The organism is Acidobacteriota bacterium (assembly GCA_028874215.1).
In the GTDB taxonomy this organism is placed as follows: domain Bacteria; phylum Acidobacteriota; class UBA6911; order RPQK01; family JAJDTT01; genus JAJDTT01.
The window spans coordinates 222,151-234,110 of record JAPPLF010000080.1; the positions used below are offsets into that span (position 1 = coordinate 222,151).

An 11,960-nucleotide genomic window follows, 5' to 3' on the forward strand; every position below is an offset into this window, starting at 1 on the left:
CCGTCTTGAAGGAGGCGGGAAGTGCCTGAACATGTCGTGCTCTGGGGTCCGCCGGACGTGGACGGATCCCCGGAAGGAACCGAGGACAGCCGCCTGTTGTCGGCCTGGATGAAGAAATGCGCCGATCACGGCGTCACCAAGATCATCGACGGCAGCGCCAGGGTCCTGCCGGCAGGCGAGCGGACATTGGCCCGCCCCCGGGCCGCACGGCGGGCGGGGATGAAGTTCGACACCTATGTGGACTACAACGGCTTTCCCCGGCATGGCGGCGCCCGGATGACGTACGGCTGGTCCCTGGACTTTCTGCGTCCCCCCGTGAATTCGGCTGAGGCCCGGGCGATTCTGGACCAGCACCGGCCCATTTATCACGGCCCCTACGTGACGACCGAGATGTCCGGCTTCGCCGCCCGGCATCCGGAATACCGGAGCCTGACCCGCAACCGTTCCTATGTGCTGGAGCCGGGGAAGGACGTCTACCTGAGCGCCTCGTTTCCCGAGGTGCGGGACCACCAGGCGCGCCTGTTCGTCGAAGCCCTGGAGGTGACCCGCGCCGACGGTCTTCAGGTCGAGTTCGTTCTGGGGAATGAAGACGAAAACGGCGTCGTGCCCTACGGCTACGAGGACCGGACCGTGTCCGAGTTTCGAGCCAGGTTCGGCAAGGACCCTTTCGACCTGCCCAATGACGACCCGGACTGGATGCGGTTCCGCGCCGAATACGTCACGTTGTTCCTCTCGGAGGTCCGGGCGAGGATCAAGGGGTCCTCACCCCAGGCGGTTCTTTCCACCACCATCATCGCCGGAGAGCCGGAGGACTACATCAAGGTATTGCAGGACTGGCCGGCGTGGATCGAGCAGGGTCTGCTGGACGAGTTCTACCTCTGGTTCCGGACCGACTCCGACCTGGAGGCGGTCCGGCGGCAGGTCCGGCACGTCGTGGACCTGGCCGCCGGCCGCGTTCCCGTGATCGCCGAGCTCTCCTGCTATCACCCGGGAAGCTTTCAGGATCCGGAATCCATGCTGACCGCCGGCAGGGTCGCCGTCGACAACGGAGCTTCCGGGGTCGGCATCTACCGCAGCCATTCCGTCCGGCAACTGAACTTCTGGCCGGTGCTGGAGGCTTTGAGCAAGCTCTGAAATGGGGCAGGAGGGACCGGTTCCCAGGCATTTCAGGCGTGCTTCGAGTCTCAAACTGCTCCGCCGGAGTCCTTTCTCACGGGTCGCCAATCCGTTGGCATTGCTCTTCCTGATGGTGGTTCCTCTCTTCGGGGAAGGGAACCGGCCCGTCGAACTGGGCGACCGGCGCGAGTTGATGCTGGACGACACTTTGTTCGAAACGATTCAAGACCTGGAGTTCCGTCAGCACTCCCCCCGCGACGCCGAAAAGATTCTGGATCTGGATGCCCCGTGGGAGGGCCGGAAATACCACGGTTTCACCGTCTGCGGCTACCCGGTGGTGTTGGAGGACGGAGGCAGATTTCGTCTCTACTATGCTTCCTATCTGGGATTGCGATTCCGGCCCAGGGACCCTGAAACCCAATTCACCTGCTACGCGGAAAGCAGCGACGGAGTGACCTGGGACCGAATCCGGCTGGGCCGTGTCGAGTTCGAGGGATCGACGGACAACAACATCCTGCTCAAGGGGAGGACCTCCCATAATTTCGCTCCCTTCATCGACACGAGGCCCGGCACGCCGGCGTCGGAACGCTACAAGGCCGTCGGGGGAAATCCGGAGGCCTATGTCTTCGCTTCCGCCGATGGGCTCGAATGGAGAAAACTCAGGCAGGATCCGATTCTGGACGGAGAGGAACCGGCCTTCGACCGCCACGGAGCCATCCGTTGGGGGAACGATCCCAGCCGCAGAAGGGCGATCCTGGATTCTCTCAACGTCAGCTTCTGGGACCCGGGGAACGGGCAGTATGTTCTGTTTTTCCGGGCCTATCTGCCGTGCCTGTCCCGGGACGGAAAGCGCCGGCTTCCCGAGACCCGGTCGGTGATGCGGGCCACTTCACGGGACTTCCTGAATTGGGGGAACATCGAACCCATCGAGTATGGGGAGCCGCGGCGGGAATGGAAGCACTCCCTCTACACCAGCGGGCTGAAACCCTACCCCCGGGCCCCTCATGTCGTGCTGGGCTTTCCGCTTCGCACGGCGCCGCGCAAGCCCTTTCACGGCACGTCCTACGGTCTGAGCGAGACGGCCTTCATGTACAGCCGCGACACGCTGAATTTCGTGCTGGTGGACGAGCCCTTCCTGCGCCCGGGGCGCGATCCCAAAAACTGGAGCAAGCACGGGAACCTCATGGCCTGGGGGATGCTCCAGACGGCCCCGGACGAACTCTCCTTCTACTACCTGCAGCACGACCATCAGCCGGACACCTTCATTCGGCGGGGAGTGCTTCGGGTCGACGGCTTCCGGTCGCTGAACGCCGGGGGTTTTCCTGGCGGAACGGCCATCACTCGTCCGCTCGTTTTCCAGGGAGCCCGGTTGGAGATCAATGCCGCCACCGGTGCGGGAGGCGGCATCCGGATCGCCATTCTGGATGCGGCCTCGAGACGGCCGGTCCCCGGGTATGAATCCAGCAAGGAGTTCTTTGGCGACGAGATCCAGCACTTCGTCGAGTTCGGCGGGGGCAGAACGCTGGCGCCGCTGTCGGGAAAACCGGTCCGGCTCCGCCTCGAGATGGTCGAGGCGGACCTCTACTCCCTGAAGTTCCACTGAGTCGGACTAGCGCTCCAGGACCATGGCCTTCCGGGCCAGTCGTATGAACTCGCCCCGATAGCCGTGAGGATCTTCTCCTGCGGCGTCCCGAGCCCAGCCCAGGACCTGTTCCAAAGTGGCGGTTCCCCGGTGAGGCGAATCGCGAAGAATCATGCCGAAGGCGGCCACGGCGGAGGCGAACCGGAAATCGGGCGCGGCATCCGCGAAGCTGGCCGGGGACCCGCTGTGGGTGAGCTCCAGCAACCGGCTCTCGTCCTGATCGGGCGGCTTGTACCGGATCTTCAGCGTGAGCCACTCATCGGCATCGCCGGAGCGATTCGGCGCAGGGGGAGTCTGATACTTGAGGGAATCGACGCGGCCGGCGGGATACCCGGTTCCGGCGGGAACGATCTCGTAGAGGACGGTCACCTGGTGGCCGGCTCCGATCTCTCCGCCGTCCCGCGTGTCGTCGTTGAACTCCTCGTGCCGCAGGGCCCGGTTCTCGTATCCGATGAGACGGTAGGAATCGACCCGGGCCGGATTGAACTCGATCTGGATCTTGGCGTCCTTGGCCACGGTGACCAGAGTGGCGCCCAGTTCCCGGACCAGGACTTTTCGCGCCTCCTCCAAGCTGTCGAGATAGGCGAAGTTCCCGTTTCCCCGGTTGGCCAGGGACTCCAGGGCGGCGTCCTTGTAGTTGCCTGTTCCGAGACCGAGAACGGTCAGGAAGATACCGCTTCGAGCCTGATTCCGGATCAACCGGATCAGGCTTCCCTCGTCCGTCAGCCCCAGGTTGAAGTCCCCGTCCGTCGCCAGAATCACCCGGTTGGTTCCGCCGGGGATGAAATGGGCCGCGGCGGTGGCGTAAGCGTCGCGGATGCCGGCCTCTCCGTTGGTGGGACCGCCGGCCATGATGTGCTCCAGCGCCTGCAATATCTCCTCTTTCCGGTCACACGGTGTCGAGGGAAGGACCACTGCGGACTCTCCGGCGTAAGTGACGAAGGCGACCCGGTCCTTTTCGCCCAGGTTCTTGATCAGGAGCCTCATGGCCCGCTTCAGAAGCGGCAGCTTGTCGGCGGGCCGCATCGATCCGGAGACGTCCAGCAGAAACACGAGGTTTCCGGGAGGACGCTCGGCGGGATCGATGGCCTCGGCCTGGACCCCGACGCGGAGCAGAAGATGCTCCTGCTTCCAGGGCGCCCGGGCCAGATCCATGAGAACCGCGACGGGGTCCTCTCCGCTGGGCGCGCCGTAGGCGTAGGAGAAATAGTTGACCATCTCCTCGATGCGCACGGCATCCCTCGGAGGCAGCGAACCCTGGCGGAGAAAGCGGCGGACGTTGGAGTAGGACGCGGTGTCCACGTCGATGCCGAAGGTGGAAAGAGGTTCCCGGACCACCTTCCGGAACGGGTTCTCCTCCTGGTACCAGTAGGCCTCGGTGCTGGACCGGCTGGGGGTGGGCGCCGGCATGGCCGGTCGCTCGTCAAGGTTGGCGCGCACCGCCACCGATGGAGAAAAGGGAACCGACGGCGGCATCCCTGGCCTTCCGCGAAGCATTTGCGATCGTTCCCGGCGAGCGTATCGTTCTCCAAAGATTCCTTCGGGAAGCGCTCCGGGCTCGATGACCCTTCCGCCCGACTTCTTGGATATCAGTGATGCACCGGAACCGGTACTGCCGCTCAGGTTCTCCGAAACCACAGGCGTCTCGGCAGGAACCGGGAGCGACGACCCGGAACTGTCTCGGACGGCAGGAGGCGCCGGCGACACTGCCTTCGGTGGCTCGGCAGCAGTTTGGACCACGTCTTGCGGGGGAGCCGCGGCATCTGGAACCCGGCTGATCTGGTCACCAGCTTGCTCCATGGACCTTCCCGTGTCCGGAGGAGCCTCGTCCGCGACAGCTTCCGGCCGCTGGAGACCGGCGGAGAGAGGCGGCTCTTCCGTCTCCTGAAGGAAGAGGACCGCGGCGGAGACCATGACTGCGAGCGCCGCGGCCGCCGCCAGTCCGGCGGGAAACCACCAGGACCCGTTCCCGCGACGGACCCGCGGCCACAGGCCCCGGGAGCGCGGCGGTTCGCCCAGGTTGGCGAGCTGGTGGGGAGCGAGGGAGGGACATGGTTCCTGCTCCAACTCGTGTTGGATCAGTTCCGCCGTGGCTCGCAGCGATTCCACTTCCTGCCTGAGTGCGGGAGAACCTTGCAGGAGGCTTTCCACCGCTCGGATCTCCTTCGGGTCGGTCAATTCGCCGAGGGCATAGGCCATCAGCCTGGGGTCCTGGGCCGGGTCTTGAAAATCTGACTTCATCGGACCTTCCTCGATGCTGTAGCGGCCGGCTCGGAGCGCTTCTCCAGCTCGGCGCGCACCTTTTTCACGGCGGTATGGATGAGGTAACCGACGTTGCTCACCGAAATGCCGACGGTGGAGGCGATCTCCCGGTAGCTGAGGCCGTTCTGGAACTTCAGCCGCAACACCTCCTGCTCTCTGGGGGGCAGGCTCTCCAAGGCCAGAAGCACGCGGCTCAGGGTCTCCCGGCGCTCCAGCAACTGGGCCGGCCCGGGCGCGGTGCTGGCCGGTTCCAGGTTTCCGGTCCCCGTCATCCGGGTCATCCGGTTCTCCTTGCGTAGCAGGTCCAGAGCCCGGTTCCGGCACACCGTAAAGAGCCACTGGGCCAGGTGCCCCTCCACCTTTCCCCTTTTCTGTTTCCAGAGGCGCAAGAAAGTGTCCTGGACCACGTCCCGGGCTAGGTCCAGGTCACCGGTGAGGTGCGCGGCGTATCGGACCAGCGGGCCCTGATATGAGTCCAGAACGGATCGCATCCAATCGGCCTCCTCAAGCGTTCGAGAGTTTCTCCCCGAATCGGTCATCCTCTATCAGGTTAACGCTCGAGCCGGGTTTTTCTTAGGAAAAGGGGGCGAATTAAATTGCGGAGGCGGATGGGGTCAGTGGCCGGTCCGGCCCTGGAGGAGGTCGACGGCGTGGGGAAGCAATTTGAGGACGGCGTCCAGCGACTCGGTGGCGCCTTTGGGGCTGCCCGGGTGTCCGATGAGGACCAGTGTCCAGGGCTTCATCGGTGCGACACCCTTCCCGGTTGGATCGTTTGCCGAGAATGCCCCACCGGTAGAGGGTGGGATGGGCGCGCCTATCGGAAGGGCGATTTCGTGTCCACCCATCCCCGATGCCCAATGGGCACCCGCGGATCGGCATCGGCTCCGGCGAGATGCGCCCGAAGACGCGGGACGGGCACTGTCTCCGCACTGACAGGCGGCATTGCATCGTCGAGCGGTTCTCAGCCAGCCTCCGTTGGAACCGCCGTGTCCTCGTCCGGTGCGAGTACCATCCCGAGAATCTGCTTGGATTCGTTCAGCTCGCGCCTCTATGCTTGCCGCTCAAACCGCTTTACTATTTGGATAGGTGTTAGCCATCAAGCTCTGTTCCACCCAATTTATGTCCGTACCCAACCCAGCGACTCAATACCCATCTTGACTACCCAATCCCCCCCAGCTCCCGGCACCCGCATCGTAGTCCGTGACGCGGAGTGGATAGTACGCCGCGTCGACCTCCTACCCGACGGCGGTTCGCAGCTCACGTGCTCAGGTGTTTCGGAGCTCGTACGCGAACGCGAAGCCGTATTCCTGACCCGACTCGAAGACGAGATCAAGGTTCTGGATCCGGCCACGACCGCCTTGATCCCTGACACCTCACCTCAATTCAGACGCAGCCTTCTCTACATGGAGAGCCTTCTGCGCCGCGCGGTGCCCAACGACCAGCACATTCGGGTAGCCCGTCGCGCCGCCATGGACGAGGCGCCGTACCAGCTGGAGCCGACCCGCCAAGCGTTGCGGCAGTCGCGTCAGAGGATCCTGATAGCCGACGACGTAGGCCTCGGCAAGACCATCGAAGCAGGCGTTCTAGTGAGCGAACTTGTTGCCCGCGGACGGGGTCAGCGCATCCTGGTGGTTGCTGTCAAGAGCATGCTGACGCAGTTCCAGAAAGAGTTCTGGAACCGGTTCACGATCCCGCTGACCCGATTGGACTCGGTGGGTATCCAGCGGGTACGGCGCCGGATCCCGTCGAACCACAACCCGTTTCATTACTACGACAAGTCGATCATCTCGATCGACACCCTCAAGCAGGACCGAGAGTACCGGACCTATGTGGAGAACGCCTGGTGGGACATCATCGTGATTGACGAGGCCCACAACGTGGCGGAACGAGGTTCGCGTTCGTTGCGCAGTCAGCTCGCCAAGCGGCTGGCCAAGCGGTCCGACACGCTCATCATGCTGTCGGCCACGCCCCACGACGGGAAGGCGCGCAGCTTCGCCAGCCTGATGAACATGCTTGACCCGACCGCTATCGGGGATCCGGACAACTTCACGCAGGAGGACTTCCAAGACCAGGGCCTCGTGATCCGTCGCTTCAAGAAGGATGTGCGTGAGCAGGTGAAACGGTCGTTTCGGGACCGCAAGATCTTCCGCAATCGGTTCCAGCACTCCGCCTTGGAGGAGGTCGCCAACCAAGCCCTATTGGAGCTCTGCGTACGAGGTAAGGTCGCGGGCGGGAGGCGGCATCTTTTCTCCGTGACACTTGAAAAGGCCCTGTTCTCAAGCCACGTCGCCTGCCTGGAGACCGTGAAACGGCGTCGGAAGCAGCTTGAGCGGGAGATGGACGATCTGCCCGATCCGCAACGCCGAGCCGCCATCAAACGTGAGCTTGAGGGGATCGACGCACTTTCCGACGCGCTCGAAGCGATCCGGCCTGTCCACTTCGCCAAGTACCAGGCGTTGCTTCGGGCCATTCGGGGAGGCGAGCCCTTCCGCTGGAAGTCCCGCGACAAGCGTGATCGACTGGTCGTCTTCAGCGAGCGCATCGCGACGCTCAAGTGGCTTCGGGAACGTCTAATCGCCGATCTGAAACTCCGGCCAAATCAGATTGCCCTTCTTCACGGTGGCCTATCGGACACCGATCAGCAGGAGATGGTCGAGGCGTTCGGCAACGAGACCACGCCGCTCCGGCTCCTTCTTGCGTCGGATGTGGCTTCTGAAGGGATCAACTTGCACCATCAGTGTCACCGCCTGATCCACTTCGACATTCCGTGGTCGCTCATGGTGTTTGCGCAGCGGAATGGGCGGGTGGACCGCTACGGTCAGCGCCGCGACCCGCAGATCGTCTACCTGCTGGCGGAGAGCACTAATCCGACGATTCAAGGCGACGCGCGGGTTCTGGAGGTGCTGATCGAGAAAGACGAGCAGGCTCACCGAAATATCGGGGACCCGTCGATTTTCATGAATCAGTACGACGTCGAGGGTGAAGAGGGCGTGACCCGCCGTGCCATCGTGGTTGGCGAAAGCGCCGAGGCCTTTGACAGCCGCCTCACACCCGAGACGAACGAGGGGGACGAGTTGATGGCCCTGTTCTTGGGGACGGCGCCGACAACTGAGGAGGAGACGATCGACGACCGAATCCCTTTGGGGCATCACCGCAGACGGGACGGGAAAGGACGGACGGGGCTGGCCGACGATTCCACGCCCGAGTCGCTGTTTGCCAGCGACCTGGAGTATGTCGAAGCGGCGCTCGAACACCTCAGGGAGGAACATCCGGAGCTTGACCCACGTGTTGACCGCGTATCGCAGACACTGACTCTGGATGCACCGCCCGATCTACAAGCACGATTCCGGCAGGCACCGCCAGAGATCCGGCCGCCGTCTTGGCGCTTCGTGCTGACTGCCGATCAGGAGGCTATGGAAGTCCAGATCGCCGAGAGTCGGCGCCAGGAGTCGCACTGGCCGCAGGTTCACTACCTGTGGCGACTGAACCCCGTCTTGCTGTGGTTGAACGACCGCATGCTCGGCTCGTTCGGGAGGCACGAGGCCCCGGTTCTTGCCGGTGTCCCAGGGTTGGATCTAGGCGAGGCCGTATTCGTCTTGGCGGGACACGTCGCCAACCGGAAGGGGCAGCCCCTCGTGTCGGATTGGATTGCAGTCCCGTTCCGAGGAATCGAAGCGACGGATGTGGAGCCGTTCGCCGAATACGCAAAGAACATTGGGCTGGGCCACACGCTATTCGCGAATGTGGGGGCCGATGTGGACGTAGAGCAGTTGAAGACCGTTCTCCCCGAGGCGGTGGAGCTTGCCCAGATGTGGGTGGGAGACGAAGCGCGTCAGTTCGGGATGCGTATGGAAGCCGAGCGCGACAAGAAGCTCAAGGCGTTGGCAGCACTCGAGACTCGCCGAAGGGAACAGATCAAATCCAAGTGGCACAACTCCCGCCAGCTACCGTTCGGCGGCGTAGTCAACTGGCGCGCCAAGAACAAGTTGCAAGAAGTGGAAAAAGCGTTTGCCGACTACTGCCGCTGGGTGGAGGACACGATGACCATCGCGGGCGCACCGCAGGTGTCTGTCGTGGCCGTTCTCACCGGGAAGGGCTCAATCGAATGAGCGCAACTACATCCGCCGTCTTTTCCGGGATCTCGAACGAGAACGAGTTCTTCAGCCATCACTACCTCTCGGAGCTCTTCAAGGGCGACATCAAGGAGACGGTGAAGCGTTGGAACGAGGCCGAGGCCGCCGACTTGGAGCGCACCGCGCCCCATAAACGGCTGTGGGCTCTGCGGAACACGCACACTCGGTTGCTGCGACGTGCGGAGAAGGCTGGCGATCCCGCAACCCGGCTAGCACACCAGCGGAAGTGGCATCGTCAGCTTCTGGGGGCACTCGGCTACGATTTCCGTCCTGGGAACCACCGCCTCGAGGACGGCGACGAAATTCCGGTCCTGTGCACAGCCGGAGGCCAGGGGCCGGATGGAGGGCCAAAAACTGCGGACACCGCGCAGCGTTCCCCAAACCTCCTAGCCTTCGCGGCCTTCGCCGAGGATCCCGAAGCTGCTGAAGACCCGCTCACCGGCCATCCCTCGACCCTGCAATTTCATGGCGAAGTGCCACCGCGGGGCGACCTACTTGAAGAGAATTGGGAACACATCATTACCAAGCGCGTCTTCGGGCAAAACCGCCCGCCACGCTGGCTACTTCTGCTTTCATTCAGCCATCTTGTTCTGATCGAGCGCGGCAAGTGGACGCACAGCCGCCTACTCCGCTTCGATTTCGAGGAGATTTTGGGGCGCGCCCAACGCGCCGAAGATGCCACACTCAAGGCGACCGCTGCCCTGCTCCATCGATCCTCGCTCCTCCCGGACGAGGGTGGGCAACCGCTGCTGGACGGCTTGGACGAGAACAGCCATCGCCACGCTCTCGCGGTCTCAACCGACTTGAAGTATGCAATGCGCGAGTCGATCGAGCTCATCGGCAACGAGGCGATTCGGTATCTGCGAGAGGTGAGCCGCGAGCGCGTCTACGACCTCAACGACCGCCTGGCGGGCGAATTGGGCTTGGAGTGCGTCCGTTACATGTACCGGTTGCTATTCCTCTTCTATATCGAGGCGCGGCCAGAGCTGGGCTACGCCCCGGTCAACTCCGACGCATATCGTGCGGGGTACAGCCTCGAACGGCTGCGGGATCTGGAGCTAGTCGAGCTCGCCACGGAGGAATCTCGCAACGGTTTTCACCTTCACGAGAGCATTCAGACTCTCTTCCGCCTGATCCGGGAAGGGTTCGACGGTAGCCAATGGGGCGGAAGCGTGAATCTTTTCGCCTCTTCCTCGTTGCTCCACCACGGCTTCCGTATCCGGGCGTTAGACAGCGCGCTCTTCCGGAAGGGATCCACACCGCTGCTGGACCGGGTCAAGCTGCGCAACCATGTCCTGCAACGCGTGATCGAATTGATGTCCTTAAGCCGCCCCGTGAAGGGCGGCGGACACAAGCGCCGGGGCCGTATCTCGTACGCACAGCTCGGTGTCAACCAGTTGGGTGCGGTCTACGAGTCGCTCCTGTCATACCGCGGCTTCTTCGCTGAAACTGACCTGTACGAGGTCAAGAAGGCGAAGGATAAGCAGGACGATCTGGCGGGGGCGTGGTTCGTGCGTGCTGTTGAGCTTGACCGCTACACCGAGGAGGAACGTGTCTACGACACCGACGAGATCGGACTCAAGCGGCTACGCAGGCACCGTAAGGGATCGTTCATCTACCGATTGCGAGGGCGGGATCGCGAGAAGTCGGCCAGCTACTACACCCCGGAGTCGCTCACGCGATGTCTTGTTCGACATAGTTTGCGTGAATTGATTTCGGATTCGACATCGGCAGACACGATTCTGGACCTGACGGTATGCGAGCCGGCGATGGGATCGGCCGCATTCCTGAACGAGGCCGTCGACCAACTGGCCGAGCTGTACTTGCAACGCAAGCAGAGGGAGCGGGGCGAACGGATCCCGCACGACCATTACCCCGACGAGCTTCAGCGCACCAAGCGCTTCATCGCCGACCGCAACGTTTACGGTGTGGACCTCAACCCTGTGGCGGTGGAGCTGGCGGAGGTATCTCTATGGCTGAACTCGATCCACCGTGATGGGCACGTGCCGTGGTTCGGGTACCAGTTGGCGTGCGGCAACTCGCTGGTGGGAGCACGGCGGCAGGTGTACCCGACGAAGCGGCTGCGGGGAGGGAAAAAAGCGGACCTGTGGTTTAACGAGTCGCCTGAGCGAGTAAGGCCGGGGCCGGAGGGGCCGGAACCAAAGCGGCCCCAGGGCACCGTTTACCACTTCCTGCTGCCCGATCCTGGCATGGCTGGCTACCGGAACAGGCTGGCAAAAAAGCTGGAGCCTGAGAACTTCACCCGGTTGAAGGAGTGGCGACGTAGCTTCTTCGGTGCGTTCAACCCGGATGACACCATCGAGTTGGAACGACTCTCGGACTCGGTCGACAGGCTCTGGACGCTCCACACCCGACAACTCACGCGCGATCATCACGAGACTGAGGATCCGCTCCCCGTGTGGGGTCAGCCGGAGCCAACACGGGCGGGAAGCTCGAACGAATGGAAGGACCGCATCCGTCGCCAGGGCATCTTCGCCGACGGGACGGCCAGCCCATACCGGCGCCTCAAACTGGTGATGGACTATTGGTGCGCGCTCTGGTTCTGGCCGGTGGCGCGGGCCGCGGACCTGCCGTCACGGGACGAGTTTCTCACCGAAGTCTCGCTGGTACTCACGGGCGACGTGCGCCTCCCGGGGCAGGCGCCGTTGCAGAGGGATCTATTCGGCGAGGAGTACGCTGAGCACGCAGGGGAAATGGCGGCGGAGATACTGGATAAGGTAGGAATGCTGGACCTAGCCCGACTTTACCGTGTTCGCATCAGCATAGCATTGTCCTAGCGCTTGGGC

General features: G+C 63.3%; 7 protein-coding genes. 4 read left to right on the top strand and 3 right to left on the bottom strand.

Annotated features, from left to right (window positions below; all coding sequences use genetic code 11):
* The first annotated feature begins 21 nt into the window (after positions 1-21).
* Both OXT71_16365 and OXT71_16370 read left to right on the top strand, forming a co-directional pair.
* Positions 22-1,134, top strand: coding sequence for a family 10 glycosylhydrolase (locus OXT71_16365; GenBank protein MDE2927972.1), 1,113 nt, complete (start codon positions 22-24; stop codon positions 1,132-1,134).
* A 1-nt stretch (position 1,135) separates the two neighbouring features.
* Positions 1,136-2,719, top strand: coding sequence for a hypothetical protein (locus OXT71_16370; protein ID MDE2927973.1), 1,584 nt, complete (start codon positions 1,136-1,138; stop codon positions 2,717-2,719).
* Positions 2,720-2,725: 6 nt separating this feature from the next.
* Here the strand turns inward: OXT71_16370 and OXT71_16375 are convergent, their stop codons facing one another.
* The 3 genes from OXT71_16375 to OXT71_16385 form a co-directional block, all read right to left on the bottom strand.
* Entirely contained in the window at positions 2,726-4,999 is a 2,274-nt protein-coding gene (locus OXT71_16375; protein MDE2927974.1) for a von Willebrand factor type A domain-containing protein, read from the bottom strand.
* Positions 4,996-5,511 (bottom strand): sigma-70 family RNA polymerase sigma factor, encoded by a 516-nt coding sequence (locus tag OXT71_16380; protein ID MDE2927975.1) that lies wholly within the window; start codon positions 5,509-5,511, stop codon positions 4,996-4,998. Before OXT71_16380 ends, OXT71_16375 begins: the two co-directional genes overlap by 4 nt.
* 123 nt (positions 5,512-5,634) lie before the next feature.
* Positions 5,635-5,763: a hypothetical protein gene (locus tag OXT71_16385; protein ID MDE2927976.1), complete on the bottom strand. Its 129-nt coding sequence runs from the start codon at positions 5,761-5,763 to the stop codon at positions 5,635-5,637.
* A gap of 660 nt (positions 5,764-6,423) precedes the next feature.
* On the opposite strand from OXT71_16385, the gene OXT71_16390 reads away from it, so the two are divergent.
* Together OXT71_16390 and OXT71_16395 are read left to right on the top strand one after the other, a co-directional pair.
* Positions 6,424-9,129 carry a helicase-related protein gene (locus OXT71_16390; GenBank protein ID MDE2927977.1) on the top strand — a complete coding sequence of 902 codons (2,706 nt, stop codon included), beginning with the start codon at positions 6,424-6,426 and terminating at the stop codon, positions 9,127-9,129.
* Entirely contained in the window at positions 9,126-11,951 is a 2,826-nt protein-coding gene (locus OXT71_16395; GenBank protein ID MDE2927978.1) for a hypothetical protein, read from the top strand. Before OXT71_16390 ends, OXT71_16395 begins: the two co-directional genes overlap by 4 nt.
* Positions 11,952-11,960: the final 9 nt, after the last annotated feature.

What these genes read in the sequence shown, in the direction of transcription:
- OXT71_16390 (MDE2927977.1), top strand. Translation starts at nt 6,424, where the DNA reads ATGGAGAGCCTTCTGCGCCGCGCGGTGCCCAACGACCAGCACATTCGG.
- OXT71_16395 (MDE2927978.1), top strand. Translation starts at nt 9,126, where the DNA reads ATGAGCGCAACTACATCCGCCGTCTTTTCCGGGATCTCGAACGAGAAC.
- OXT71_16385 (MDE2927976.1), bottom strand. Translation starts at nt 5,763, where the DNA reads ATGAAGCCCTGGACACTGGTCCTCATCGGACACCCGGGCAGCCCCAAA.
- OXT71_16370 (MDE2927973.1), top strand. Translation starts at nt 1,136, where the DNA reads ATGGGGCAGGAGGGACCGGTTCCCAGGCATTTCAGGCGTGCTTCGAGT.
- OXT71_16380 (MDE2927975.1), bottom strand. Translation starts at nt 5,511, where the DNA reads ATGCGATCCGTTCTGGACTCATATCAGGGCCCGCTGGTCCGATACGCC.
- OXT71_16375 (MDE2927974.1), bottom strand. Translation starts at nt 4,999, where the DNA reads ATGAAGTCAGATTTTCAAGACCCGGCCCAGGACCCCAGGCTGATGGCC.